Here is a 26,410-nt window from a genome sequence, read left to right as displayed (position 1 = left end):
CGAGCGATGCCGACGACGGTGCTCCCGCCGCCTGCATTCTCCTGCCGGCCTATGCCGCCAGCGCCATGAAGCGTGCGACGTCCTGTGGCGCGATCTGAACCCGTGCCGCTGCCCGGAGACTGTCCAGACCCGCCAAACGGAGATCCTCGTTGAAGTCGCCCAAGGTTGGAGACACCACGACCGCCTCGATCCCGGCCGCGTTCGCCCGTTCGATCAACGTCGCCATCGCACCGTCGCCGGCCGGATCATTGTCGCGGGCGATGTAGAACCGGCGCAGCGTGTCGGGGAACAGGATGGCCGAGAGATGTGCCGCCGAGAGTGCCGCCGCCATCGGCATGGTGGGCAGCGCCATCCTGAGCGACAGCATCGTCTCGATCCCTTCGCCCGCCGCCATCACTTCGCCCGCTACGCCGAAACGGACGGCATGGCCCAGGAGGTCGCCCATCGCCCGTCTCGGCGTGTCGATCGGGGCCTTGTCCGATCCGTCTGGGGCGAGCCAGGTGCGATGCGCGCCGGTCTGACGCCCGTCGAGATTGGTGACCGATGCAATCATCGCCGGCCAGGTCTCGGTCGGAGAGTGCTCGTCAGGCCGGTAATAGCAGCGGGGATGAAAGCGCAGGCTTCCGGTTCCGTGCAAATCCGTAATGCCGCGTGTGCGGAGATACGTCTTTACGAGTGTGCCCGAAATCGGTTGCGCCATGGCAAAGAGCCGCCGTGCCGCTTCCGGTGATCCGGCTGGTGCAGGTGTCTTGCGCTCGCCGTCATGCGGACGGTCCGGTTCGGGATGCGGCATCGACAGGAAGGTGCGCGCCTCATCGGCGACGTCCTTGAAGTCGTTCAGGCCGCAGCTCTCGCGGATGACGTCGAGGAGATCGCCATGCTCACCGGTTGCGGCGTCGGTCCATTTGCCGGCGGCGCCCTTGCCGGTCTCGCCGCCCTTCAGCCGCACGAACATCGAGCGGCCGAGTGTGTTGCGGACATCGCCGACAAGCCAGTAGCGGCCCTCGCGATGTCCCGCGGAGAGATAGTGGCGGCACACCGCCTCGGCCTGTCGGCCGAGACGGATCGCCAGTTCGGAAGCGTCCTGCCGTGCCATCACGCCGCCTCCCGCTCGCCGATGCGTTCGACCGGGTGGCGCTCCAGCACCTTGGCGAGGATGGCCGCCCCGGTCGTATCGGTCGGCACGAACATCCGCAGCTTCCACGAGATGATTTCGTGAAAGAGGCCATAGGCCCGCAGGCGATCACGCATGGGGTCGGTGAAGCCCGACAGCTCGATGCGGTTGGCGCCCATGACCCGGACGCGGCGAAGCTGAAGACCCTCGGTCAGATCGAGAATGGTCTTGCCGTCCATCAGCGCCATGAAGGCGTCGTCCGGCGTCAGGGTCGACGTGCCGGTGGCGAGCGCGCCGGCCACCCATGCGGGGGAGACGCGGCGACCGACGATGCGCTCGCCGTCGTCTGTCTGGAGTCGATAAACCCGAGTCGATTCGTTCGGAAGCCGCTTCCAGATCGGCAGCAATAGCCCGCTGACGACATGAATGGTGCTATCGGCATATTCCGGCACCTCGGCGGCCTCGGCATCCCATGCCGCAGTGAAGGCGATCTGCTCCGCCTGCACCCAATGGGTCTCGTCCATCATCCTGATGGGGACGTTGTGCGCCTCCATCGGCCGGATCAGCCGCACGCGCCGTTCGATCTCGCCATCGTCCAGCATGATGCTGGTGGTCGGTATCTGCACGGCGGCGCGGCCCGAGCGCTCGTTGATCAGCAGCCTCGCGCCCGGGTCATCGAGATGGCCGAGCGCCGCGGCCAGCGTCACGGGACGGTTGCGCTGGCGCTGGGTGATGGTCAGCAGCCGGGCCTCGGCGCCGGTGCCGGGATGAACATGGATCGTCCGGCGATCGGTGACGATGAAGCTCTCGGCCTGTAGCGTTTCCAAGCCGACGTCGTAGCTGCCGGAAGCGATAGCGCCTTCTATCTTGGCGTTCAGCAGCCGCTCGAACGCCGTGAACAGGACGCCCTGAAGTTCGATGGTCAGCGCCAGCAACCTGTTCAGGAACGTGGTGATCGGCGGCAACTCATTCTTGATGCCGGTGGAGTCCATCAGCGACAGGCCGGTGGCATCCTCGAACATCTGGAGCGAGCACCCCTCGACTTTGCCGCGCACCAGCAGCAGGTAGAGCTGCCGCAGCGCGTCGCGGGCGTAGTGGCTTTCCAGATTGTCCTCGGGCCGGAACAGGCCTTGGCCGCCGGTCTGGCGCTGGCCGCGCGTGATGGCGCCCAAGGTGTCGAGGCGGCGGGCGATGGTCGACAGGAACCGCTTTTCCGCCTTCACGTCCGTCGAGATCGGCCGGAACAGCGGTGGTTGCGCCTGGTTGGTCCGGTTGGTGCGGCCCAGGCCCTGAATGGCGGCGTCGGCCTTCCAGCCCGGCTCCAGCAGATAGTGGACGCGCAGGCGCTGGTTCCGCGCCGACAGATCGGCGTGGTAGCTGCGCCCGGTGCCGCCGGCGTCGGAGAAGATCAGAATGCGTTTCTGATCATCCATGAACGCCTGCGTCTCGGCCAGATTGGCCGACCCGGCGCGGTTCTCCACGGCGAGGCGGTCGATGCCGCCGGGGCTGGTCATGGAGTCGGCACCCGACTTGCGGACGATGCGGCGCGAACGTCCCGTCACCTCTGCTACGACATCGGTGCCGAAGCGCTGGACGATCTGGTCGAGCGCGCCGGGGACGGGTGGCAGCGAAGCGAGCCTCTCGATCAGGCGGTCACGACGGGCAACGGCGTCGCGGCTTTCGACCGGCTGGCCCTCGCGAAACACCGGCCGCGACGACAGGTTGCCCTCGCTGTCGGTGAAGGGCTCATAAAGCTGCACCGGGAAGGAATGGGCGAGGTAATCCAGAACGTATTCTTTGCAGTCGCAGTTTATGTCGAGCGTGGTGGCGGGAGGCGCAGGTTTCCTTCGGTTTTCCATGATTTCACTCCAGATAATTACGGTTCCCTCGACCTCAACAAGTCGAAGGAACCAACATGCGATCAAGATCATCATTGCCGTTTCGAGCGGCCCCGCTCCGGGTCGAAGACCCGCCCAGTCACGGCACCCTTCTCACCACATTCCTCTCCTCTCAGTCGCTCGACGAGAAGTCAGGCTGTGCGGTTCTGTATGGCGCGGCGGTCCGCCATTTCCTGCATTGGCTGGGCCTGCATAGGATCGCCATCCGCACGATTGACGATCGGGCTGTCCGGCGGTTCGAAAAGCATGGGTGCCGGTGCCACCGGTATTCGGCGCAGCAAGCGCACTACAAGGCTGACCAAGCAGCAAGGGTCAGGCGCTTCGTCCGGTTCCTGGAAGATCAAGGCTACGTCGAAGTCGACGACGGGATCGACGATCTGCCACGGCACCTCGCCGACTATTCCGATGCGATCGATCGCCTGCAACTTGCCGAGGGACCGGCACAGGCCTATCGGTCCGAGGCCGAGCATTTCGTGGCCTGGCTTCGCATGGCGCGGCGCCAATGGATCGATATCGATGACACGATCATCGACCACTATGCAGCGCATGATTGCCGATGCCCGGTCTGGCGCAAGCGGGGCAAGTTGGTCGCAACGGGCACCAAGCGGCGGCGGCGATGCGCACGGCACTTCGTCGAGTTCCTGCGAGGCCGGGGCGCCATCCCATTGGTTGAACCGGTGGCGGACGATGACCCGCACATGTCGGCTTACTTGGCATGGCTCAAGCAACACCGCGGCGCCACGGACGAGACGATCCGGCGCTACCGGACCGATATCAGACGGCTCATGCCAATGCTGGGCGAGCCTTCGCAATGGGATGCCGCCGGACTCAGGAGCGCATTCCAACGACGAAGCAAGGAGACGCCGGGGTCGGCATCGCTGCTCGTCACGATAATGAGGAGCTACATCCGGTTTCTGGTCGTGCGTGGCGAGTGCCGGCCGGCATTGTTGCATGCAGTTCCATCAGTACAGCGCTACCGCCTTTCGACGCTGCCGCGCCACGTCGACCCGGCAACGATCGAGAGGATCATTGCGGCCTGTCCGACAGATCGTCCGGTGGAAGTCCGGGACAAGGCCATCATTCTCCTGCTCGCCAGGCTCGGCCTGCGGGCTGCCGATATTCAGAACATGCGTCTCGACGACATCGACTGGCGATCCGGCCACCTGACGGTCAAGGGCAAGACGCGTCGACCGGACCGCCTGCCATTGCCGCAGGATGTTGGCGACGCGATCCTGGCATATCTTGCGGCAGCCCGCCCGAAGGCCGCCGAAGAGCATCTGTTCCTGCGTGCACAAGCACCGTTTCGGCCATTCCGCTCGTCCGCTGAGATAGCGGGCATCGTCGCTCGTACGCGCGACCGCGGTGGGATCGAAGGAGTGCCGACCGGGTCGCACATATTCCGGCATTCGCTTGCCACCAACCTGCTGCGCGCGGGCGCAGGCCTGGAGTCCGTCGGGACCATCCTGCGTCACAGCTCGCCCGAGACCACTGCCATCTACGCCAAGGTCGATCTGCCGATGCTCATGAAGATCGCGCAGCCCTGGCCGGGAGAACAGTCATGCTGAACATCCACATTTCCAGATACGTGGCGCTGCATCGCAGCCTCGGGCTGAAGTTCTCTGAACAGGAACGCATGCTGCGCCTGTACGCCGCCTACGCCGGGGGTTTCGGCGATCGGCACACTCAGGTCCAGCGCATCTACGACTGGTGCCATACGTCGAGCTCACAATATGTGGCCCGCCGGAGGTTCGACACCGCACGTAACTTCAGCCTTTTCGCTCACGCCGAAGATTCAGGCCACGAAGTTCCGCCTGCCGGCGTCTTCGGTCGGGGCAAGCGGCCACGCCCGACGCCGACCATCATTGAGCCGGACCAGGTGCGGGCGATCATGACTGCTGCATTGGACGTTCCACCCCAAGGCACGATCAGCCCACACACGTACCATTACCTGTTCGGGCTGCTGGCGGCGACAGGTCTCCGGATTTCCGAGGCCCTCGCATTACAATGCAAAGATCTGGTCGAGGATGGCCTGATCGTCCGCAACGGCAAGTTTGGCAAGCAGCGGCTGATTGCCTTGCAGCCATCGACGCGCCAAGCACTCGAAGCCTATCTCGCCCTCCGCGAGAAGCACGCGGCCAGGGGCAACGACCTGTTCGTCACTATCCGGGGACGGGCACCGCACAAGGTGCGCGCCCACGTCGTGTTCGTCAGATTGGCCCGGCAGCTCGGATATCGTGGACCAACCGGTACGGCGGGCATGCGACTCCACGATCTGCGGCACACCTTCGCTGTCCGTTCCCTTGAGTCCTGCCCACCTGACAGGGAGGCCATCGCTCACCACATGGCCGGTCTCAGTGTCTATCTGGGGCACGCGTCGGTCGCCAACACGTACTGGTATCTCGAGGCCACTCCGGTGCTGCTGCGCGACATTGCGGCTGCGAGCGAGCAGCTTTACCGGGGAGAGGCGGCATGACGGCGCTCGCTCCGCATCTCTCGGCATACCTGCGTGAGCATCTGCCACGCGAACGTGCTGTCAGCCCGCACACAGTGAAGACTTATGCCAACTGCTTCGTCCTCCTCGTTCAGTTCGCTGCCGATCGGCTGAAGCGTCGGCCGACCGATCTTGAGATCGAGGATCTCGGCCCCGACATGATCATGGCCTTCCTGGACCATGTAGAGACCGGCCGCGGCAGCTGCGTGCGGACCCGTAATGGCAGGCTCGCTGCGATCCGGTCCTTCTTCCGGTACATCGAGTATCGGATTCCGGCCTGCCTGGATCTGGCCCTCCGCGTCAGATCGATCCCGACCAAGAAGACCGACAAGGCGCTGATCGACTACCTCGACCGGGCCGAGATCAAGGCTTTGCTCGATGCCCCGGATCCCCGGACACGCCTTGGCACCCGCGATCGCGCGATGCTGCATCTGGCCTATGCCGGCGGGCTGAGAGTGTCGGAACTCGTAACGCTGCAGCTGCGCGATTTCCCGGACCGCTCCCTGTCCACCGTGCACATCATGGGCAAGGGTCGGCGTGAACGGGTCCTGCCGCTCTGGAAAGAGACCCAGTTCGTATTGCGCGCGTGGCTTGCGATACGGCCCGACGCGCAAGCTGCCGAGATATTCCTCAATGCCAACGGGCAGCCCATGACCCGCGACGGATTTGCGTTCCGTTTGGCCGAGCACGTCAAGACCGCGGCAACGAAGCAGCCGTCGATCCTTGGCAAGCGGGTTACGCCGCACGTGCTGCGGCATTCCTGTGCGATGCACACGCTCGCGGCGACCGGGGACATTCGCAAGGTTGCATTGTGGCTCGGCCACGCCAGCATCCAGAGCACCGAGACCTATTTGCGCGCCGATCCCGAGGAGAAGCTGCAAATCCTCGCGGCTCACGGCGCACCCGCCATCAGGCCCGGGCGCTTCAAGCCGCAAAGCGACGATCTACTATCAATGCTTCAGGAAATACGTGCAGGAGGTCATGTCAAAATTTGACACAGGTCCGCATCGCAGTTCGAAGCGCCAGTGGCGCTCCCGCCAACAAAGCTTCGCCTTCGAGGCGGCCGTTGATGCGTAGCATAACCGAACCGTTTTGACGGAGAAGCATCGGAATGAGTTGGGAACCAGTGAGGTTGGCCTGCCAAAACGTGCTCTGAGCGTTCGCGCGGCCGGTCGGAATGTCAATTAATCGACCAGCAAAATTCCATGTAACCGTAACGCGCGGCACCGTCGCGGGCTTGTTAAGGAGCATGGCCATCATGGGGCGGTTGCCTTCACAAAACAGGCTAAACGACTTGATGTTTGGCGAAGCAGCTACATCGACATAGGCCATTGGGGCGCGACCTTGGACCGGCACGACCTCCCAAGCAGTCCCAGGCAGCGGCACTGCGTCCTCAGGTGGGCTGTCCATAAGCAGGCGAGCAATGTCCTGGGGCTCGGGCAAGCGGCCTCCTTGAGGCGCATAGACCGTCAACTTTCCCTTTTCCCAAAGGCCAATTTGAACAGCACGGCGATTTGCATCAAGCAAAACATAGGCTTGCTCTACACCGCCTTGATGCGGCGCATTTCCCGTAACCCAATAGAGAGATCCTTGTCGTTGGAGACCGGATATCGCCGAAAGATTGCTGGCCAGCAGGTCTATTTTGCGGCCCAAACGCGAACGTATCGCGTCAGCTATCGGACCACTTGTCAAAAGATCTATTCCGTTGGGATCGGAATCACTTTGGAATTTTCCTATGGAACTCGCAAGATTGGTCCAGGCTAGCGGCGTCGGTTTTCCCAAGACTGGCCTTGCTTGCAGAGGTGCTTTTGAAGCAGCAGATGCCGGCCCAGACCCCTTGCACAAGAGCAGTGGGGATTGCGACACGAGCGCTGACTTGAACGGATCCAGGCGCTGTCCAGGCGCGACGTCTGCTTCAAGGCGGACTACGCCTCGCTTTTCGTCGTCATTGACCGTCAAGATCACGCGTCCGAAATCGTTGGCATTGACAGGAAAAGGAAAAAAGACCGCGCTAACGCCTTCATAGGTCGGGCCAAGAAACGAAGCCGCGTACTCAAACCGGGTGCTTTTTACAGTCTGACCAGACGCTTTGAAAGTAAAGCCGGTTTCGTTGATCTCAAGGCTCGCCCCTCGAGAGCAATCGCCACGCGGCGCATACGAGCCATAGCTTCCTTCGAGATCCATGCCTTTTAATGACGTCAATGTCACTGCGCCTGCGACGCCGGGCAAGCCCAGAAAAATCCCTGCGAGAAAAACGATAATGGGGCGCTTGGGCAGTTTGTTCGGCATGGCAGATCTCCATGGCGGACAGCCTTGCATCGGGACCTCGATTGAAAGCGACGAACGACTGCCTCGGGGATTTTCTACAACCTGCACCATTCCAGCGGTGCCGACAATCCTAACGGCCCCAGCATTCAACCTTGTCAGGCAATTATCTGGAGTGAAATCATGGAAAACCGAAGGAAACCTGCGCCTCCCGCCGCCACGCTCGACATAAACTGCGACTGCAAAGAATATGTGTAATGTTGAGCTCAACATTACACATACTCGCGCGGGGTGATGTCCACCCGGACGTCGTTCCATTCCTCGGTGGGGATCTCCGCGAGACGGCGCTCCATCAGGGCTTCGCCGGTCGACACGATCTGGATCACGGCGGCATGGCCGTCGACTAGGTCCTGCTCGATCGAGCGGATCAGGGTGGGCGTCTTCATCGAGGTCAGCAGATGGCCGAAGAAGCGCTGCTTGGCGGATTCGAAGGCCGAGCGGGCGGCGGATTTGGCCTGGCGGTTCAACGTGCCGCCGTCGCCAGTGATGTTGGCGGCCTGCATCGCCGCATCGAGATTGTTATGAATGACGGCGAAGGCGCCGGCATAGGCGTCGTAGATGCCGGTCTGCTCGGGGGTGAGCTGGTGCTCGACCAGTTCGTATTCGACGCCGTCATAGGACAGTGAGCGGGCCGTGTAGAGACCGAGCGAGCGCAGGTCGCGGGCCAGCACTTCCATCGCCGCGACGCCGCCATCCTCGATCGCCTCGACGAATTCGGCGCGGGTAGAGAACGGGAAGTCCTCGCCGCCCCAGAGACCGAGGCGCTGGGCATAGGCGAGATTGTGGACGGTGGTCGCGCCGGTCGCCGAGACATAGACGACGCGCGCATTCGGCAGGGCGTGCTGGAGCCGGAGGCCCGCACGGCCCTGCTGCGAGGCGGCGACGTCGCCGCGTTCGCCTTTTCCACCAGCGGCGTTCTGCATGGCGTGGCTCTCGTCGAAGATGATCACTCCATCGAAGTCGGAGCCCAACCATTCGACGATCTGCTTGACGCGGGAAAGCTTTTCGCCCCGGTCGTCGGACCGTAGCGTGGCATAGGTGGTGAATAGGACGGCTTCCGAGAGCGTGATGTCCTTGCCCTGCGGGAAGCGCGACAGCGGCGTGACCAGCAGGCGCTCCATGCCGAGGGCCGACCAGTCGCGCTGGGCATCCTCCAGCAGCTTGTCGGATTTGGAGATCCACACCGCCTTGCGGCGGCCCTGCATCCAGTTGTCGAGGATGATGCCGGCCGACTGGCGACCCTTGCCGGCGCCGGTGCCGTCGCCGAGCATGAAGCCCCGGCGGAAGCGCACGGCGTTCGGCGCATCGTCGGGCGCGGCCGAGACGACGTCGAAGGTTTCGTCGAGCGTCCATGATCCCGCGAGGAAGTCGGAGTGCGCCTCGCCGGCGTAGATGACGGTTTCGAGCTGCGCGTCGGAGAGAAGGCCGTCTGTGAGGACGTTGGCGGGCAGCCGAGGCCGGTAGCTCGGTTTGGGCGGCGGGACCGAGGCCATCGCCACGGATTGGACCAGCTTGGTCGGATGGGCCTGAGCACCGGGAATGCGGATCGCCTGCAATCCGTATTCTTCATAGATCGCGTCGGTGATCCGGCCTTCTTCGGCGGGCGTCCAGTCCACGGTCTCATAGGCGAGTTCGATCCCTTCGGGCTCGATGGACGCGGGCGTGGCGGGACGTGCAGCGGTGGTGCGAGCGAGGTATCCGCGAACGGTCCTGGGCGTGGCGGCGGACGCCGAGGTTGTCACTGGCGGGAGGGTTGCGGTCGGACGCGGGGGAACCTGCGTTTCGATCCAGCCGAGCAGCGTGTCGACGTCGGGCGCGATGCCGGGCGATCCCGGGAAAGCGCCCGGATTGGCGGCCGGGATCTTGTCGATCACGGTCAGACGGGTGTCGATGGTCGTGCCATGCTTGGCATAGACCGAGCCGTCCACGGCCGCGGTGAAGACGACGCGGCCACGCTCCTGAAGCCGGGCGAAGGCCTCGCGCCACGCTGGAAGGTCGGGGCCGAAGTTGGCGCCGGTGATCGCCACCAGCCGCCCGCCTTCGGCGAGCCGTGCCAGTGCTGAAGCGACATGGCGATAGGCGGCGTCGGCAACGCGGCCGGAGACGTTTGCCATGGCCGAGAATGGCGGGTTCATGAGCACGACGGAGGGGACAGCGCCCGGCGTGAGATGATCGTTGATCTGGGCGGCGTCGAAGCGCGTGACGGCAACGGCCGGAAACAGCGCAGCGAGCAGATCGGCTCGGGTCTCGGCCAGTTCGTTGAGGAGGAGCGTTCCGCCGGATATCTCGGCCAGGATGGCGAGCAGGCCGGTGCCAGCCGAGGGCTCCAAGACAATGTCGCCAGCAGTTATGGAGGCGGCCGCCACGGCGGCGAGACCGAGCGGCGCCGGCGTCGAGAACTGCTGAAGCGCCTGCGATTCTTCCGAACGCCGCGTATGCGTCGGCAGGAGCCCGGCGATCTTCCCAAGAGCGGAGAGACGTGCAGCCGGAGATGCGGCTTTGCGGAAAAGCGCCTTTCCGTATTTGCGCAGGAAGAGGACTGTCGCGACCTCGCAGGCCTCATAGGCGGCCTTCCAGTCCCAGGCGCCGCTGGTGTCGGATGCGCCGAAGGCTTCTTCCATCGCTGCACGGAGGATCGCGGCGTCGATGCGCTGGCCGCGTTCGAGATAATCGAGAAGCTGTTGCGCCACCGCGAGGATCGGGGACGCACGGGTGACGGGCGCGGCCGGAAGGGCCACGGGAGACAAAATGTTCATGGGAGGAACCTCGGGAGAGCGGAAGGGACAAGCCCGGCGGCGCTCTCTCTCGACCGCCCGGACTCGACCCGTCCCGGCCGTCCTCTTCCTCTGATCCGCCGACATAAAAAAAGCGCCCAACCGTGAGGCCGGGCGCTGAGGGAAGCAGCCGATTTCAGTCGATCGCCTGGAAGATCTCCGCGGATTCCGGATGGTCCGCGGCGTGGTCGTAAAGGCGGCCATATCCTTCCGACATCGCGTCGACCGGATACTTGAAGGAGAGATGGGAGAAGGCGAAAAGCGTCGCGATGATGCCGGCGGCGTCGGCCGATACCTCGCCCTCATAGCCGTTGGTATCGCAGACGATCTGAAAGCGGGGCTTCGAGGTCGGCGCGAGGTATAGGGGCCTCCCGTCGCGCTCATAGAAGTCCCAGAGACCGCCGCGATAATCGAGCGGGCTGAGGCGCTCCATCAGGTGATAGACGGTCATCTCCGCCACAAGGACATGCTGGCGGCCGAAGAGCAGCGGCAGGAAGCCCATCCGGCGAGCCTCCGGTACGAGGGTGACAGCGCGCGCTGGGGAACCGTCGGTGGTGTTTATAATGTCGGGCATGAGGATTTCTCCGGAGAGCGGATCGGGACGAGCCGGCGGCGCTCTCTCTCGACCGGACCGGCTCGAACCCGTCCCGGCCGTCCTCTCACTCTGGCGCGCGGCATGACCGATTGATCGCGCGGACTTCCGAGGTGGGATGCGCGGCGCTACATTCCTTCATCCAGCACATGGCGAAACGCGGCCTCGGCGATCGGGGACGCATGTCCGCCCGACCTAGCGAGGCCCCGGAGGGAGACGGTGATGAAGGGTAGTGTGATCGGCATGGTGGCCGCAGGATGCCTCGTAGTGGGCTTTGGGGCGGGATTCGCGCTCCGCCCGGTGATCGCGCCCGGTGGCGCATCCGCCGCGGTCGCGGGCGTGGCGCAGCCGACAGAAGAAGAGGCCATCGCGGCCGTCCGCCGCCATCGCCTCTTCACGGGGACGTCGCTGGCAAATGCGACACTCAAGCTTGGTGATTGTTCGCCGGGCGGTGTCGGACCCGGCGTGACGTGCATGACGCAGCTCACGATGGATACGACCCGGGCGAACGCCACGCCCCAGAACCGTCCGGTCGGCTTCGCGCGCGTCAACGGTCAATGGGAAGTGGCCGTCTGGTAGAGTTCAGACAGCCGTTTCATCGCCCGTGTCGGGCGGAAGGTAAGCGTCATAGGGATTGCCGTCCGCCAGATGGCCGAACGGCGTGAACATATAGTCGCCGCCGTCACGGCCGACGGCACAGATGACATAGCGCGGCTCGCCGGTCGCGGCGTCCGTGCATTCCATCAGCGCCAGGTCGCCGCTTTCCGCTGCGCGAAGCAGGGTCTGGAAGTTGGCGCGCGCGTGATCGGGAATCATCGCGCACCTCCCTCAGCGAGCCAGCGGCCGGTGCTGATCCATTGGATCGTGCGGCCAGTTGAGAGGTCGAGCAGATGGGCACCGCCGGAGAAGCCATCGATGACAGGGTCCGAGGCAATGCCGGCCCACTGAAACCCCCAGGTGCCGGTGAGCGCGAACGTCTCGGCGCAGCGGGTGACGAAGGTTATCAGTAATTGCGGATCGGCGGTGCCTGGGTCGCGAAGCCAGAGGCGTGTCGCGCCATGCTCGGGCGTCAGCGAGAGCAGGAACGGCTCGGCGGGCGGGTCTTCGCGACCGTTCTCGGCCATCAGCGCGGTGTAGATGTCGAACGCCTGCGCGACATTGGCGACTGAGCCGACGTCGAGCAGGCAGGAGAAGCGGGTGAGATGTTCGGCCATATCAGGCTCCTGAAACGAAAAGAGCCCGGCGCTGGGCCGGGCTCTGAGCGGATGGGATTGGAAGTTGCGGAGCGGCCGAAGCCGCCCCGCGAGCCGCTCATTCGGCGGCGACGAGGCGACGTTCGTCGTCCTCGCTATCGGCCTGCGGTTCCGAGTCATCGTCGGTGCTGAGAAAGTCAGGCAATTCGGCCCCCTCGGCTTCTTCGCCTCCGTCCGCGTCCGATGCCGGATCGCCGTCAACGTCGGCAACCCGAAGCGGCTCAGGCACCCAACCGCTGTCGGCCAGGAGACGCTCGGCCTCCTTGGCCATGTCGCCCTTTTTCAGATGGGCGATAAGCTCGGCCGCCCGTTCGCCGGCGCCTTCGCGGACGGCTTCTAGGATGCGCGGCTTGGTGACACGGTTGAGGTAGTTGCCGAAGGTCGGGCGCCAGCCGGCTTCGACGATGTCGAGGCCGGTCGCGCGCGTCAGCCGGTCGGCCTGCGCGAGCCTCATGTCGAGCGTATGCTGCGACACGCCGCCCGCGCTGTGCGGGTTCGGCCGCTCATAGAGCGCGTTGACCCCATAGCTGACGCAGTGCGCCAGCAGAGCCATGCGGCTGGCATCGTCAAGCGCGGCGAGCCAGTCCCAGAGGGCGTCGTCGTCCTTCGGGATGTCGGCGGCCCAGGCGTCGTGACGCTCCTGCACGGCTCGCGCGGAGGGGCTGTCCTTCAGCGTCTCGTCCTGAACGGGGAAGAAGATATGCTTCATCCCCGCCTCCATGGCGCCCGTGTACATGCGGGTCATGAAGTTGTCCGAGACCAGCTTGTGGAGAAGCGCCGTCATGGCGATGTGCGGGTTGTCCGCGACGGCATTGCGCAGCGCGAGGGTGCGGTAGGCGGTCAGCTCGACGACGAGACGTTCGGGCAGCGGCTTGATCCCGTCGTCGTCATCATCCTCTTCGGGGTCGACTGGCTGGCCCCCGATGGTGATGACGGCGCGCTGCACCGAGGGGCTCGCGGTGCCGGCGGATTCGGTGTCCGTCTCCGAGCCCTCCTCGCCATCGGTCCGGACCTGAGGCACATCCTCGGGCCGAACGAAGCCGCGATCGACCGAAAGCGATCCGTCGGCGTCGATGCTGACGAAGACGCCGGCGATGGCGATGTCGGCCGGGTCGAAGTGCTCGGGGCGATCGTCGAACGCGGCCAGAGCCGTCTCGATCTCGCCCATACGCTCGTCGATCTCATCGGGCAGTTCGTCGGCGTCCTGATATTCGGCTTCGAGCCTGGTCTGCTCGGCGGTGAGCGCCTCGATGGTCGCCTGTTCCTCGGCCGATAGATCGAGCGGCGTGCCGGGGACCTCGTGCAGGCCGCGCACCGCGTCGTAGGGGAAGCTGACCGCGACCTCGATCCACTTCCAGCCTTCAGTGGCGATCACCTCGGCCTCGGCCTTCAGCTTCTCGGCGACGAGTCGATCGAGAAGCCCGACGTCCTGCAGCCAACCGCCATCATCGGCCTGGAAAAGATCGCGCATGACGATGCCGCCAGCCGCCTCATAGGTGTCGATGCCGAGGAAGACGGCACGCTTGTCTGACGCGCGCACCGTGGTCTCGGTCAGCATGCGCCGGATCTGGTAGGGCTCCTTCGACCAGGCGTCCTTGATCGCGTCCCAGACCTGCACCTGACGTTGGTGGTCTTCGGAGACCGTGAAGGCCATGAGCTGCTCCAGCGTCATGCCATCGTCGGCATAGACGTCGTGGAGGACGGGCGAGACCGTTGCGAGGCGCAGCCGCTGCTTGACCACGTTGACGGGCACGAAGAACGCCGCCGCAATCTCTTCTTCGGTCATGCCTTTGGTCAGCATGTCGTGGAAGGCGCGGAACTGATCGAGGGGATGGAGCGGCGCGCGCTCGATGTTCTCCGCCAGCGACACCTCCTCGGGGAGGATGGCGTCGTCGCGATCGCGGACCACGCAGGGCACGGGCGCGACCTTGGCGAGACGCTTCTGCTTCACCAGCAGTTCGAGCGCGCGGAAGCGGCGACCGCCAGCGGGCACCTCGAACATGCCGGTCTCGTTGCCTTCGGCGTCAACGACTGGAAAGACGCTGAGACTCTGGATCAGGCCGCGACGAGTGATCGAGGCTGCCAGGTCCTCGATCGAAACGCCGGCCTTCACTCGCCGGACGTTGGACTGGCTGAGCACCAGCTTGTTGAAGGGGATGTCGCGCGAGGACGACAGGATGATCTTCTGAACGGCAGTAGCCATCGGGATTTACTCCGCGACGGGCGGCCGAGAGACTCTCTCTCAACCTCCAACCCGTCACGAAGCGAAGCGCCGCCCTCTTCCTCTAAAGGGGGCAGCGCCACGGACCGGCAAACCAGAAAGGCACGGAAGCGCAAAGCCGGAGACGCGGAAAACCGCATCCCCGGTTTCGCGGAAATCAGGCAGCTCGATCGAGTAGCTTCTTGGCCTTGCCCTCCATGTCGAGGCGGGCGTCCTGATGCGGCTTGTCGCGCGCGACGGCGGTGATGCCCTGCACGAAGTCGAAGATGGACTCCGGAGGGCGGCCTTCCTCCGCCAGCACCCTGTCGATGATCTTGCCGGTCTCGGCCTTGGAGAAGCCGCGCCGACGCAGGAAGTCAGTGCGGTCTTCGTCCGTCCTGGCGACGATCCGCTCGCGGGCCGCCTTGATGCCGTTGACGAACGGCAGGGGCGAGGAGTTCGCGAAGTTCAGCAGCGCCGGGGCCGCCTCGTGCGCAAAGCGATTGGCGGCATATTTGGAGTGGCGGATGGTGATTTCCTCGAAATCCTCCACGCCCCACAAATTGCGGTTCTGGCAGACCGCCCGGAGATAGAAACTCGCCATTCCGAGCGTCTTGGCGCCGACCTCGGAATTCCAGCAATAGAAGCCCCGGAAATAGAGGTCGGGCGATCCGTCCGGCAGTCGGCCGGCCTCGATCGGATTCAGGTCGTCGACCAGGAACAGGAAGACGTCGCGATCGGAGGCGTAGAGCGTCGTCGTGTCCTTGGTGATGTCGACGCGGGGATTGTAGATGCCGGTCGACCAGTCGAGCACGCCCGGGACCTTCCAGCGGGTGTCGCCCGTGCCGTTGCCGGCGATGCGCTGCACGGCCTCGACCAGCTCGTGGTCGAAGATCCGGCCGTAGTCCGGGCCGGTGACGGCGCGAAGCTCGACGCGGCCGTTGTCGGTTTCGAGCGTCTTGATCTGCTCGGCCCGATTGGAGGTCAGGCCGTATTGCAGGTTGATGCCAGCGAGGGCGGCGGGGAGCTGCCGCAAATAGGCGGCGGGCGCTCCGACCAGGCTGGCGAGTTGGCCGAACGACCAGTGCGTCGGCGCGATGGGAGTGTCGGTGCCCGGGAGGATGAGCGCCAGCCGCTCCGGGTCGTCGCGGTTAGCCTCTACATGGACGAGTGCGCTCTCTACCACGCGCGTCCGGCTGCGTTCGGCGCGATCGCTAACCGCACGGCCCAGCTCGGTCAGGGACAGGTAGCGCTCATCGGCGGGGCGAGAAAACCATTCCGACGAGACGCGGCCGATCCGCTCCCCTCGGCTGACATCGACCTTGTAGCCGCCGTTCAAGTCACGGCGGGCGTCGAGAACCTGCATGTTCATGGACCAATCTCCATGACGGGCGTCGGAGACTCTTCTCCAACCCTCAACCCGTCACGGAAAACCGATCCACTCTCTCACTCTCAGCGGGGCGTTGCGGGGCAGCCGCCCCGCAGAAGGGGTCGGCCGAGACCGTTGGCTTTGGACGCAGGGGAAGGCTTTCCCCTCCGAGGCCAAGCTTAACTGCAAGTTTGGCGATTGGGCACACCAGCGGTTCGTCTATGGCGATTATGAGACGCGGCCGCCATAGACCTCGAACGCGTCCACCAGATGGTCGAACAGCGCCCCGACACGCGGCAAGCGGCGCAGATTCTCATGCGTCACGATCCAGGTCGGCAATTGTGGAAGCTCAATGTCGGACAGAACGCGTTGCAGTTCGGGATAACGCGCAGCCGTCGGTATCTGAGCGACGGCGATGCCAAGGCCGGCGCGCGCGAGCGCAAGCTGCGCGGGATGACTGTCCGTCCGGGCGATCCAGCGGATGTGCGCGGGATCTCCGATCCGTGCCGCAACGGCGAGATCGCCTCGGTTGCGGTCGGGCCCGATAAACAGATGATCGCCAATCTCGGCTCTCGAAGCGGGGCGGCCATAGGTTTCAAGATAATCGCGGTGAGCGAACAGGCCGAGTGGGATCGAAGGCACCTTTTTCACCACGAGGGCGGATTGCTCGGGCGGGTGCATCCGCACAGCGACATCCACCTGCTGGTCGAGCAGGTCGGCGCTGGCATTGCTGAGTTCGAATTCGACCGTGAGCTGCGGATGCTTGTCGCGCAGGCTGCGAAGCATGGGAGGCAGGACTTCCTGTCCCACGAATTCGGAGACGCTGAGCCGGACCCGACCCGCGGCCGCCGCTGAATCGGCGGACGCCGCGCGCAGCATGGCCTCCGATGCATGTGCCATGGCACGGGCGGGCGCAGCCATCGCCTCGGCTGTCGGCGTGGGCACCAGTCCATGCACTGACCGTGTGAACAACGCCGTGCCCAGCGCAGCTTCCAGCCCCTCGATGCGCGCGCGCACCGTCGGCTGCGACAGCCCCAGCCGGCGCGCCCCGGCCGACAGGCTGCCCGTCTCCATCACCGCCAAGAAGGCGCGCTGATCATCCCATCCCACGTTCTTGCTCATAAAATTCTTATAGGCTGATAGCCAAAAGCTGGCAATTTCCTTGTGATCAGTTCTGGCCGAAGCTCTCTCCATCGAAAAGGAGATCACTCATGGTTCACACTGTTTCAGCAAACGGGGTCCGCAGGACTGCCCTTGTGCTAGGCGCCACAGGCGGCATTGGGGGTGCGATCACTACCCAGCTCATCCGGGATGGATGGCAGGTTCGCGCCCTATGCCGCGACATCGAAGCGGCGACGTCCGGCTGGCGTCATGATTGCCCGGCGCCACAATTCGTGGCGGGCGACGTCATGGATGAAGCCGCTGTCGTGCGTGCCGCCACCATGCAGGACGGCGTCTCAGCCATCGTGCATGCGGTCAATCCGCCGGGCTATCGAAACTGGTCATCGCTCGTGCTGCCGATGATCGACAACACGCTGGCGGCCGCCCGCGCGGCGGGTGGCGCCCGCATCGTCCTGCCCGGTACGGTCTATAATTATGACCCGGCGCGCACGCCCGTGATCGACGACAACACGCAGCAGAATGCGCGTACAAAGAAGGGCGAGACCCGCATCGCGCTCGAACGCACGCTGGTGCAGGCCGCGCCGGAAGTTCCGTCGCTCATAGTAAGGGCGGGAGACTTTTTCGGGCCGGCGGCACGAGCAAGCTGGTTTGCACAGGCGATGGTGAAGCCGGGGCAGCCGGTGCGGAAGTTCATCAGCATGGCGCCCGGCGTTCCGCATGCCTACGCCTATCTGCCCGATCTTGCGGCGGCCTTTGCCGGACTGCTGTCGATCCCCGAGCGGTTGCGGCCTCACGAAACGGTTCAGTTCGCCGGTCACTGGGATGCGACAGGCACGCAGATGCGCGACGCGGTCCGCCGGGTCGTCGGCAAGAACGTGCCCGAGCGCGCATTCCCATGGTGGATGATGCGTCTTGCGGCCCCCTTTGGCGGGTTCCCAAAGGAAGCACTGGAGATCGAGCCGGTCTGGAAGCATCCGATGCGCCTGGATAACGGACGTCTCGTGGACCTGCTCGGCACAGAGCCGCATACGCCCCTCGACCATTCCATCGCGGCGACTCTGGGCGACATGGGCTGCCTTGACCGCCCGCACCAGGGCGCTGGCTTTGCCTTCGCCTGACACTCACTGAAAGGAGACAGAGATGACCTGGAAGACCTATCTGATTGCGCAGGCGCTTGGCGTCGCGGCGTTCAATGCCCTCTGCAACGCGGCCTATACCGCCTATCTTTGGCGCGCAGAGCCGGTGCTGCCTCTTGACCTCATCGGTGCGGACCTTGCCATGACGCCGATCTGGATCGGCCTGCTGTCGGTGCTGCTGGGCACACCGTTCATCAGGAAGGCGCTTGCGGACGGGCGGATGATGCGCGACGCGGGGCTTCGCGCTCCTCCGCTGGCGACCTTGCTGCCGCGCAATCTGGTTGTCCGCGCGATCGCCGCAGCCAGCTTGTGCGCCGCGATGTTTGCCCTGCCGCTGGCGCTGGTTCTGCCTTGGCTTGGCGATGGGCTGCTCACGCAGGTCACTGCAATCGGCAGCAAGGTGATCATCACCATCGTGTCCAGCCTAATCATCGTGCCGTTGGTTGCCTATGCCACGATTGCAGATATGCCGGCCACAAAGGTCGCGCACGTTTCACGTAGCTGACTTCAGCCAGTTGGCGGATTGCCCAGGCTTTCCGACGCTTTCTGGGTCACGCGTCATGGCGGGCTAAAGGTCTTTAATGGCATCGCCGAAATCGGCATTCCGCTCGATATCCTCAGCCATGCCGAGGGCGGCCGTCGCGTCGCCACCCAGCCTTACTTGTCGGCCATCGTCCGCCGTGGCCACAATGAGGACCGCGCCGCCTGCCTGAGCTGCCGCGCGCAATTCGGCAGCGATCATGCGAGCCCGATCCGGTGCAAAATCGTAGATCGCCCGATCGGCCCGAACGACCAGGACCACCCTCCCGGTGTCGAGGTCATGCGAGATACCGACTGTCATAGCGCGATCCGCTGGACGTCTGCCGGCACCAGGGAAGGACTGATCGACGACATGGCCTTACCGCGAGGCAACAGCTTTGCGCCGGGCAACGCCGGACTTACCAGTCGGCTCAACCACATCGCCGAGGTTCTGGAGTGTGAATGCCGGGCGGGTCGGCAGCTTCACGATCAGTTCCAGCTTTCCACCGATCGCCTCGACATAGCTGCGAAGGGTGGAGAGGTACATGTCCGCCTGCTTCTCGATCTTCGAAACTGAAGGCTGCTTGATGTTCAGCGCCGTCGCGATGTCGGCCTGGGCCTTGCCGGCGATCTGGCGCAGCTCGCGCAGGCCTTCGACTTCCTGCTTGAGGATCTGATAGCGCGCCTCGATCTCCGCCTGCTCATCCGCGGGGAGTTCAGCGATGAATTCGTTCAGGCTCCGTGCCATCTCACTTTCCCTTCTTTGCGGATTTCAGGTTTTCCAGATGGTCGGAAAACCGTAAATCCGCTTTTGCGATCAGGCTCCTGTAGAAGCGCTTCTGGCTTCCGCCCGACTTGTCGCCGGCCACGAGCACGATCGCGTTTCTCTCAGGGTCGAAGGCGAAGGCTGCTCGCCATTCGCCATCGGCCGCCTCGAACCGCAGCTCCTTCATATTGGCGTGTCTGGACCCCTTGAGCGTGTCTGCGTGGGGTCGGCCAAGCTGCGGGCCGAAATCGGCGAGCAGCTTGGTGGCGGCGACCAGCGCGATACGGACGTCTCGCTCGAAGGCCAGAACCTCGTCCTCAAAGGCCGAATGCAATCTGACTTCCCAAGTCATATAGCCTCCAGGCTATGCGAAGTCAATGGGAAGGATGCGCGGCGCGGCCGGCGACGCCGTGGTCACGCGACGGCAACTTTCAGCCCAGGCATCGAGATCGTCGACCGCGTAGCGGACCCATTTCCCGAACTTATGGAAGATTGGCCCGCCACCCAGCGAGCGGTAGCATTCCAGCGTATGCGCTTCGAGGGCGAGGTAGCGGGCAGCCGCCTCGGTATCGACGAAGCGGATCGGTCCGGCGTCATCGACGAACCTGGCGCGACGCAGGATGTCGGCCGTTGGCCACCGACGCTGCTGGTTGGCGTCACGCATGGTTCGCCTCCTTTGGCTCGTCGCGCTTGGTGCCAGGAGGGACGGCGCGGTTCTCCCCGGAGCGATGTCGGAACGGCCGATAGTTTCCGAGCTTGGTGCGCGAATCGTACTGGCCGTCCTCATAGCCGAGAGGTTTGCCAGTCGCGGTCAGCACCGGCTCGATGACCTCGATCTCTGGCGCCACCGAAGGCACTTCCACAACCTGAGCCGGCGCAGGGGTGGAAGGCGGGCTCGCCAAGTGACCGCCAAGCAAAGCCTGCCGTCGCTGGTTCACCGCTTCCGCCGCAGCGCGAACCGGGTCGTCCTCGGTGTGCACGTACTTCATGAACATCGTCACCGTCTTGTGGGCGGTGAGCGCCATGCCGACCTTCACGGGTATGCCGGAGTTGGCGATGTCGGTCGCCGAGCGATGCCGGATGCCATGCGTTCCGATATGCGGGAGCCCGGCACGCTCAAGGATGCGGCGCCAGCCCTGATAATAGGTGTGCTTCGACATCGGCAGGTTGGGGTCGAAGACGGACGGGCAGACGAAAGGCGATTCTTCAAGGAGCGGTGCGGTCTCGAAGAGCCGCTGCGCTTCGGCGCTCATGGGCTTGGACATGCCACCGGTCTTGCTGTCGGGCCAGACCACGCGCCGGTTGTCATAATCGACCCACGACCATTCGAGCTGGAGGATCTCCGACATGCGCGCCGCGAATTCGAACTGGAGCCGAATGGCCAGCAGAATGAAGGGATGCTCAAGCCCCTCCGCCTCGGCACGCGCAAGATACGCGAAGAGCTTCTTCATCTCGCTGTCGGTGATCAGCCGGGTCTTTCCCCGTTCCGGGAACTTCGGGACTTGGCGGCAAGGGTTCGACCCGTCGGGGCGCATGCCCCAGACCTCGGCCATGTTGAACATCTTCCGCACGGCCGCCAGGACGCGGTTCGCATTCGTCGGCTTCGTCGACATCTTCTTCATCAGGTTCGAGATGTCGGCGCGGGTGACGTCGGGCACCTTCAGTTGGCCGAGCACCGGGATGATGTAGCGCTTGCCGTAGCCACGGTTCGAATGGACGGTGGACGGCTTGTTGCGGCTCTCCGAGTAGTCGGTGATGAAGCGGTCGAAGAGTTCTTTGACCGTGGGCGCCTGACGAGCCGTAGCTCGCTCGGCGCTGGGATCGACGCCGCGGCGGACTTCGGCCAACCAGTCCTGGGCGATCCCTCGGGCCTGCTCGACGGTGATCTCACCGTAGCGGCCGATAGCGGGCTTTCGGCGCTGTCCATTGTGGGCGACATAGGCCACCATGAAGATCTTGCGGCCGGCGGGCGTGACCTTGACAAGGAACCCGGGTATCGTCGTATCCCGGAGTTCGTAATCGCGCTCCTGCGGGCTTGCGGCGTCGACAGCGGTCTTGGTGAGTTTGATTTTGGGCATTCCTAACCTCCGATGAGGTCGGTTTTCAGGTGCAACATAGGTGCACCTAGAAAGCCAACCGTGGCGTACATCCGGTTAGGTATGGGTGACTCGATATCCGAAAAAAGCTAGTGCTGACAGTCGGTTATCGGGAAAACGGATACCCCCGGATACACAAAGGATAGGGCATCTGGGGTCTCTCAAAATGCGTTTCCGAGAGGAGTGCTGGTTCGAGTCCGGCATGGGGCACCATCATCTCCACGGTTTCGAACCGGGTCGCGCGGCCTTGACGGCGCGCTGTTCGCCGTTGCCGTTCGGCGGGAATCGACCTGCCGCATCAAGTGATCGTGATCGGCGGCCATTGTGTGGCCGCGTTTTTCTTCTTATGCATGCGGCGCGCAATTCGAGGGCCTTCATGCTTCGCGGACTCTACGACTGGACCCTGTCGCTCGCGGCAAGGAAATCGGCCGAATGGTGGCTGGCCTTCATCGCCTTCGTGGAAAGCTCCGTATTCCTGGTGCCGGCCGATGTGCTCTACCTGCCGATGGCGCTGTCGCGGCCGGACCGGGCCTATCGCTATGCGCTGGTCGCGACCGTGGCGTCGGTGCTCGGCGGCATCGCCGGCTGGTTCCTCGGCCACTATGCCTATGAGGCGCTGGCGAGGCCGGTCCTGGAATTCTACGGCAAATACGAGCAGTTCGAGGCGCTGCGCCTGTCGTCCGGCATCGGCTTCATCATCCTGATGCTGATCACCTCCGGCCTCGCCCACCTGCCGCCGATCAAGGTGGTGACGATCCTGTCGGGCGTCATCGGCGTCAACCTCCTGCTGTTCATCGTGCTCGCCATCGTGGCGCGCGGGGCGCGGTTCTTCTTTCTTGCCTGGCTGCTGAGGCGCTATGGCGAGCCGATCCGCGAGTTCATCGAAAAGCGGCTGGGCACCATCGCGGCGGCCGGTGCGGCTGCCCTAATTCTGCTTTACGTGCTGGTCAGATATGCGCACTGACCGTCAGGAATGCACTCCATGACCGATACCGCCATTTCCGCCGGGCAACGCCGGCCGCTTTACACGGCTCTCTTCCTTGCCTTCGCCATGGCGGCCACCGTCGGCACCGCGCTCGGCTTCCAGTACATAGGCGGCTACATTCCCTGCAAGCTCTGCTACGAGCAGCGCATTCCCTATTATGTCGGCGTGCCGCTGATGCTTCTGGCGGCGCTGGCGGCGTTCCTGAAGCTGCCGGCTTGGATCGTGCGGACGCTGCTCGCCGCAGGCGGGCTGCTGATGGCCTACGGGCTCTATCTCGGCGTCTATCATTCCGGCGTCGAATGGCGCTGGTGGCCGGGGCCGACAGACTGCGTGAACATCGCCGCTCCCGTCGACACCGGCGGCAGGGGCGTTCTCGATGCGCTCGACCAGTTCGTGCCGCCCTCCTGTGACGAGGCGGCGCTGCGCATATTCGGCCTGTCCATGGCCGGCTGGAATGCGATTGCCAGCCTCGGGCTTGCCGCCATCGCCTTCTGGGGGGCTTTCCGGGGAGCTTCCGCGCAGGGCAGGTGATGGGGCGGGTGCCGTCCCTGTCCGCGTGTTCGGGCGCCGGATTCGCCCACAAACCGAATTCCACTTTCCGGCTCCATGTTCTATAGCTTCCCCGACAACCGGGGAGATCCATGCCAGCCACGCCACGCATACTCGTCTTTGCAGGATCGGTGCGCAGCGGAGCCTTTAGCGGCAAGACGGCAGACGCGGCGCAAAAGGCGCTTGCCCTCCAAGGGGCGGAGGTGACGCGCATCTCGCTGCTCGATTATCCGTTGCCCATCTACGACCAGGACCTCGAAAAGGAAGAGGGCATTCCCGAGAGCGCCATGAAGCTGGCGCGGCTGTTCGCCAGCCATGACGGGGTGCTGATCGCCACGCCGGAATACAACGGCTCCGTGCCGCCGCTGCTCAAGAACACCATCGACTGGCTGAGCCGTGTGCGCCGGGACGGCGACAAGGCGCTCAAGCCCCTGACGGGCAAGGTCGTCGCGATCTGTTCTTCGTCGGAAGGCCAGTTCGCGGGCATCCGCGCCATCAACCATCTGCGCGCCATATTGCAGCGCTGCCAGATGGAGGTGACCATGCCGGAATGTTCGGTGCCCCGCGGCGGCGAGGCCTTCGACGACAAGGGCGACTTCCGCGACGAACGCCTCCAGCAGACGATGGAGCGCGTGGCGAGCGCTCTCATCGAACAGAGTGCACTTACAGCAGGGATGCAAAGATGATCGAAGCCCGCGAGATGAAGGACCGCCTGATCGTGGGCCTCGACGTGCCCACGATGGCCGAGGCCGGGCGGGTGGTGCGCGATCTGGAGGGCGTCGTCTCCTTCTACAAGATCGGCTACCAGCTCGCCTTTGCCGGCGGTCTGGATTTCGCCCGCGAACTCGCCGACTCGGGGATAAACGTGTTCCTCGACATGAAGCTGCTCGACATCGACAACACCATCGCCAAGGGCGTGGAGAACATCGTGCGCATGGGCGTCTCCATGCTGACGCTGCATGCCTATCCCAAGGCCATGCGGGCGGCGGTCGAGGCGGCGCGTGGCAGCGATCTGTGCCTGCTCGGCGTCACCGTGCTGACCTCGATGGACGAGCAGGACGTGATCGAGGCAGGCTATGAACTCGATCCGCATACGCTGGTGCTGCGGCGCGCCGAACAGGCGCTGCAAGCGGGCATGGGCGGCATCGTCTGCTCCGCCAATGAAACGGAGGCCGTGCGCCGCATCGTCGGGCCGGCCATGGCCGTGGTGACGCCCGGCATCCGCCCCGCCGGAGCCGATCATGGCGACCAGAAGCGGGTCGTCACGCCGCGCCAGGCCATCAGCAACGGTTCCAGCCATCTGGTCGTGGCCCGCCCGATCGTCGGCGCACAGGACAGGCGCGCGGCGGCGCTGGCGATCCTCGAGGATATGCGCGCCGCCTAAAGCGCGTCGCGATCTTCCGGATTCGCTCCTTACGCTTTAAGTTGTTGTTTTTACGCATGTCGTTATCCCGAAACCGGTTCCCACTTTCGGGCGACATGCTTTAACCCCGGATTTCATCAGGAGGACCGTCATGGCCAAGGGATACTGGATCGCACGGGTCGATATTCGCGATCCCGAGCGCTACAAGGACTATGTTGCCGCCGCCAAGGTGGCCTTCGAGCGGTTCGGGGCGAAGTTCCTCGCCCGTGGCGGCGAATATGAAGTGGCCGAAGGACCGGGGCGGGCCCGAAACGTCATCATCGAGTTCGAGTCGCTGGCCATCGCGCATGATTGCTATCACTCGCCCGAATATCAGGTCGCGGCTGCGATCCGTCAGCAGGTGGCCGATGGCGAGATCGTGCTGGTGGAGGGCGCCTGATCAGGCGGCTTCCAAGCTTATCAAAAGAAGATGCCGCAGGCGGGACGCTCCGGCCTGCGGCATTTTCCTTTTCGTCGGTTGGGTAAAGCTCGTCGCGCCTACAGGATAAAGCGCGACAGATCGGTGTTCCGGGACAGGTCGCCGACATGCTTCTGCACATAGTCCGCGTCGATGGTGACGGTGGTGCCGTCGCGGTCCGGGGCGTCGAAGGAAATATCGTCCAGCACCCGCTCCATCACCGTCTGCAGGCGGCGCGCCCCGATATTCTCGACCGTGCCGTTGAGGTCCACGGCGATGCCGGCCAGCGCGTCGATGGCGTTGTCGGTGAACTCCAGCGTCACGCCCTCGGTCCCCATCAGCGCCACATATTGCTTGATGAGGCTGGCTTCGGTTTCCGTCAGGATGCGCACGAAGTCTTCCTTCTCCAGCGCGCGCAGCTCGACGCGGATCGGCAGGCGGCCCTGAAGCTCCGGCAAAAGGTCGGACGGCTTGGAGACGTGGAAGGCGCCGGAGGCGATGAACAGGATATGGTCCGTCTTCACCGGCCCGTATTTCGTCGCCACCGTGGTGCCTTCGACCAGCGGCAGCAGGTCGCGCTGCACGCCTTCGCGCGAAGGGCCGCCGGAAACGTCGGAGCGGGCGGCGATCTTGTCGATCTCGTCGAGGAAGACGATGCCGTCATTGGCGGCCGATTCCAGGGCCTGGCGCACCACCTCGTCCTGATCGAGCAGCTTGTCGGATTCGTCGGCGATCAACAGGTCGTAGGATTCCTTGACGGTGGTCTTGCGCAGCTTGGTGCGCTTGCCGCCCATGGCCTTCGACAGCATGTCGTTGATGTTGAGAACACCGATATTGGCGCCGGGCATGCCGGGGATCTCGAAACCGGGCATGCCGCCGGTGCCGGTATCGGCCACCTCGACCTCGATCTCCTTGTCGTCCAGCTCGCCCTCGCGCAGTTTCTTGCGGAAGGAATCGCGGGTCGCCGGCGAGGCGGTCTTGCCGACCAGCGCCTCAAGCACGCGCTCCTCGGCGTTGAGATGGGCGCGGGCCTTGACGTCCTCGCGCATCTTCTCGCGGGTGAGCCCGATGGCGACCTCGACCAGATCGCGCACGATCTGCTCCACGTCGCGGCCGACATAGCCGACCTCGGTGAACTTGGTGGCCTCGACCTTGACGAAGGGCGCATTGGCGAGCTTCGCCAGCCGGCGTGAAATCTCGGTCTTGCCGACGCCGGTGGGGCCGATCATCAGGATATTCTTCGGCATCACCTCTTCGCGCATCTGGCCATCAAGCTGCTGGCGCCGCCAGCGGTTGCGCAAGGCGATGGCCACGGCGCGCTTGGCGTCCTTCTGGCCGATGATGAAACGATCGAGTTCGGAAACGATCTCGCGGGGGGAAAAATTGCTCATAATCGATAAC

General features: G+C 64.4%; 26 protein-coding genes and 1 pseudogene. 11 read left to right on the top strand and 16 right to left on the bottom strand.

The genetic code is table 11. The features are described 5' to 3' along the window. Window positions 1-49 precede the first annotated feature (49 nt). A complete protein-coding gene (locus tag ACVCNR_RS06860) occupies window positions 50-1,096 on the bottom strand; it encodes a DUF7146 domain-containing protein (RefSeq protein WP_018429575.1) in 1,047 nt (348 codons plus the stop codon). Beyond that, window positions 1,096-2,976, bottom strand: a pseudogene (locus ACVCNR_RS06855) (strawberry notch C-terminal domain-containing protein); the annotation flags it as partial. The gene ACVCNR_RS06860 and the pseudogene ACVCNR_RS06855, both read right to left, overlap by 1 nt. A 53-nt stretch (window positions 2,977-3,029) precedes the next feature. On the opposite strand from ACVCNR_RS06855, the gene ACVCNR_RS06850 reads away from it, so the two are divergent. The 3 genes from ACVCNR_RS06850 to ACVCNR_RS06840 are packed head-to-tail and all read left to right on the top strand — an operon-like array spanning window position 3,030 to window position 6,498. After that, a complete protein-coding gene (locus ACVCNR_RS06850) occupies window positions 3,030-4,577 on the top strand; it encodes a tyrosine-type recombinase/integrase (protein WP_026149763.1) in 1,548 nt (515 codons plus the stop codon). Next, window positions 4,571-5,485, top strand: a complete 915-nt coding sequence (locus ACVCNR_RS06845) for a tyrosine-type recombinase/integrase (RefSeq protein ID WP_019053427.1) — start codon at window positions 4,571-4,573, stop codon at window positions 5,483-5,485. The genes ACVCNR_RS06850 and ACVCNR_RS06845 overlap by 7 nt, the downstream gene beginning before the upstream one ends. Continuing rightward, a complete protein-coding gene (locus ACVCNR_RS06840) occupies window positions 5,482-6,498 on the top strand; it encodes a tyrosine-type recombinase/integrase (protein WP_019053426.1) in 1,017 nt (338 codons plus the stop codon). Before ACVCNR_RS06845 ends, ACVCNR_RS06840 begins: the two co-directional genes overlap by 4 nt. Here the strand turns inward: ACVCNR_RS06840 and ACVCNR_RS06835 are convergent. The 3 genes from ACVCNR_RS06835 to ACVCNR_RS06825 all read right to left on the bottom strand — a co-directional run bounded on the left by ACVCNR_RS06835 (window position 6,488) and on the right by ACVCNR_RS06825 (window position 11,176). Next, window positions 6,488-7,792 carry an Ivy family c-type lysozyme inhibitor gene (locus ACVCNR_RS06835; protein ID WP_447074193.1) on the bottom strand — a complete coding sequence of 435 codons (1,305 nt, stop codon included), beginning with the start codon at window positions 7,790-7,792 and terminating at the stop codon, window positions 6,488-6,490. The two genes, ACVCNR_RS06840 and ACVCNR_RS06835, sit on opposite strands and share 11 nt — an antisense overlap. 248 nt (window positions 7,793-8,040) lie before the next feature. After that, a complete protein-coding gene (locus ACVCNR_RS06830) occupies window positions 8,041-10,584 on the bottom strand; it encodes a strawberry notch-like NTP hydrolase domain-containing protein (protein WP_447074192.1) in 2,544 nt (847 codons plus the stop codon). Between the two features lie 154 nt (window positions 10,585-10,738). Beyond that, window positions 10,739-11,176: an antirestriction protein gene (locus ACVCNR_RS06825; RefSeq protein WP_018429573.1), complete on the bottom strand. Its 438-nt coding sequence runs from the start codon at window positions 11,174-11,176 to the stop codon at window positions 10,739-10,741. A 240-nt stretch (window positions 11,177-11,416) separates the two neighbouring features. Here ACVCNR_RS06825 and ACVCNR_RS06820 point away from each other — a divergent pair, with 240 nt between their 5' ends. Next, window positions 11,417-11,773 carry a hypothetical protein gene (locus ACVCNR_RS06820; RefSeq protein WP_157632790.1) on the top strand — a complete coding sequence of 119 codons (357 nt, stop codon included), beginning with the start codon at window positions 11,417-11,419 and terminating at the stop codon, window positions 11,771-11,773. A gap of 3 nt (window positions 11,774-11,776) precedes the next feature. On the opposite strand, the gene ACVCNR_RS06815 is transcribed toward ACVCNR_RS06820, so the two are convergent. The 5 genes from ACVCNR_RS06815 to ACVCNR_RS06795 all read right to left on the bottom strand — a co-directional run bounded on the left by ACVCNR_RS06815 (window position 11,777) and on the right by ACVCNR_RS06795 (window position 17,138). Beyond that, window positions 11,777-12,010, bottom strand: coding sequence for a DUF6117 family protein (locus ACVCNR_RS06815; protein WP_018429571.1), 234 nt, complete (start codon window positions 12,008-12,010; stop codon window positions 11,777-11,779). Next, window positions 12,007-12,408, bottom strand: a complete 402-nt coding sequence (locus tag ACVCNR_RS06810) for a hypothetical protein (RefSeq protein WP_018429570.1) — start codon at window positions 12,406-12,408, stop codon at window positions 12,007-12,009. The genes ACVCNR_RS06815 and ACVCNR_RS06810 overlap by 4 nt, the downstream gene beginning before the upstream one ends. Window positions 12,409-12,505: 97 nt before the next feature. Beyond that, window positions 12,506-14,650: a ParB/RepB/Spo0J family partition protein gene (locus ACVCNR_RS06805; RefSeq protein WP_018429569.1), complete on the bottom strand. Its 2,145-nt coding sequence runs from the start codon at window positions 14,648-14,650 to the stop codon at window positions 12,506-12,508. 175 nt (window positions 14,651-14,825) lie between these two features. Beyond that, a complete protein-coding gene (locus tag ACVCNR_RS06800) occupies window positions 14,826-16,019 on the bottom strand; it encodes a hypothetical protein (protein WP_018429568.1) in 1,194 nt (397 codons plus the stop codon). Between the two features lie 225 nt (window positions 16,020-16,244). Beyond that, window positions 16,245-17,138, bottom strand: a complete 894-nt coding sequence (locus ACVCNR_RS06795) for a LysR family transcriptional regulator (protein WP_018429567.1) — start codon at window positions 17,136-17,138, stop codon at window positions 16,245-16,247. A gap of 89 nt (window positions 17,139-17,227) precedes the next feature. Between ACVCNR_RS06795 and ACVCNR_RS06790 the strand changes: the two genes are divergently transcribed. Beyond that, window positions 17,228-18,256, top strand: a complete 1,029-nt coding sequence (locus ACVCNR_RS06790) for an NAD-dependent epimerase/dehydratase family protein (protein ID WP_026227531.1) — start codon at window positions 17,228-17,230, stop codon at window positions 18,254-18,256. Window positions 18,257-18,278: 22 nt separating this feature from the next. Then, window positions 18,279-18,779, top strand: coding sequence for a hypothetical protein (locus tag ACVCNR_RS06785; protein WP_018429565.1), 501 nt, complete (start codon window positions 18,279-18,281; stop codon window positions 18,777-18,779). A gap of 63 nt (window positions 18,780-18,842) precedes the next feature. Here the strand turns inward: ACVCNR_RS06785 and ACVCNR_RS06780 are convergent, their stop codons facing one another. The 5 genes from ACVCNR_RS06780 to ACVCNR_RS06760 are packed head-to-tail and all read right to left on the bottom strand — an operon-like array spanning window position 18,843 to window position 21,637. Continuing rightward, a complete protein-coding gene (locus ACVCNR_RS06780) occupies window positions 18,843-19,115 on the bottom strand; it encodes a hypothetical protein (protein ID WP_018429564.1) in 273 nt (90 codons plus the stop codon). 57 nt (window positions 19,116-19,172) lie between these two features. Next, window positions 19,173-19,541, bottom strand: coding sequence for a type II toxin-antitoxin system RelB family anti-toxin (gene relB / locus ACVCNR_RS06775; protein ID WP_018429563.1), 369 nt, complete (start codon window positions 19,539-19,541; stop codon window positions 19,173-19,175). A 1-nt stretch (window position 19,542) separates the two neighbouring features. After that, window positions 19,543-19,911 (bottom strand): type II toxin-antitoxin system RelE/ParE family toxin, encoded by a 369-nt coding sequence (locus tag ACVCNR_RS06770; RefSeq protein ID WP_018429562.1) that lies wholly within the window; start codon window positions 19,909-19,911, stop codon window positions 19,543-19,545. Window positions 19,912-19,923: 12 nt separating this feature from the next. Further along, the gene (locus tag ACVCNR_RS06765) at window positions 19,924-20,223 is read right to left on the bottom strand and encodes a helix-turn-helix domain-containing protein (protein ID WP_018429561.1); all 300 of its coding nucleotides are present in this window, start codon (window positions 20,221-20,223) and stop codon (window positions 19,924-19,926) included. Next, on the bottom strand, window positions 20,216-21,637 hold the full coding sequence (locus tag ACVCNR_RS06760; protein WP_447074191.1) for a tyrosine-type recombinase/integrase: 1,422 nt from the start codon (window positions 21,635-21,637) through the stop codon (window positions 20,216-20,218). The genes ACVCNR_RS06765 and ACVCNR_RS06760 overlap by 8 nt, the downstream gene beginning before the upstream one ends. A 394-nt stretch (window positions 21,638-22,031) precedes the next feature. Between ACVCNR_RS06760 and ACVCNR_RS06755 the strand changes: the two genes are divergently transcribed. From ACVCNR_RS06755 to ACVCNR_RS06735, 5 genes are all read left to right on the top strand, one after another. Continuing rightward, on the top strand, window positions 22,032-22,619 hold the full coding sequence (locus tag ACVCNR_RS06755; protein ID WP_354199053.1) for a YqaA family protein: 588 nt from the start codon (window positions 22,032-22,034) through the stop codon (window positions 22,617-22,619). A gap of 18 nt (window positions 22,620-22,637) precedes the next feature. Next, entirely contained in the window at window positions 22,638-23,171 is a 534-nt protein-coding gene (locus ACVCNR_RS06750; protein WP_354199055.1) for a disulfide bond formation protein B, read from the top strand. Window positions 23,172-23,281: 110 nt separating this feature from the next. Continuing rightward, window positions 23,282-23,875, top strand: a complete 594-nt coding sequence (locus ACVCNR_RS06745) for an NADPH-dependent FMN reductase (protein ID WP_447074190.1) — start codon at window positions 23,282-23,284, stop codon at window positions 23,873-23,875. Next, a complete protein-coding gene (gene pyrF, locus ACVCNR_RS06740; protein WP_447074189.1) occupies window positions 23,872-24,573 on the top strand; it encodes an orotidine-5'-phosphate decarboxylase in 702 nt (233 codons plus the stop codon). The genes ACVCNR_RS06745 and pyrF overlap by 4 nt, the downstream gene beginning before the upstream one ends. A 130-nt stretch (window positions 24,574-24,703) precedes the next feature. Next, window positions 24,704-24,991, top strand: coding sequence for a DUF1330 domain-containing protein (locus tag ACVCNR_RS06735; protein WP_354199061.1), 288 nt, complete (start codon window positions 24,704-24,706; stop codon window positions 24,989-24,991). Window positions 24,992-25,089: 98 nt separating this feature from the next. Here the strand turns inward: ACVCNR_RS06735 and hslU are convergent, their stop codons facing one another. Next, window positions 25,090-26,400, bottom strand: coding sequence for an ATP-dependent protease ATPase subunit HslU (hslU, locus tag ACVCNR_RS06730; protein WP_447074188.1), 1,311 nt, complete (start codon window positions 26,398-26,400; stop codon window positions 25,090-25,092). Window positions 26,401-26,410 lie beyond the last annotated feature (10 nt).

It is taken from the genome of Aquamicrobium terrae (assembly GCF_052978165.1).
This window is presented reverse-complemented; position numbering and strand designations above follow the sequence as displayed.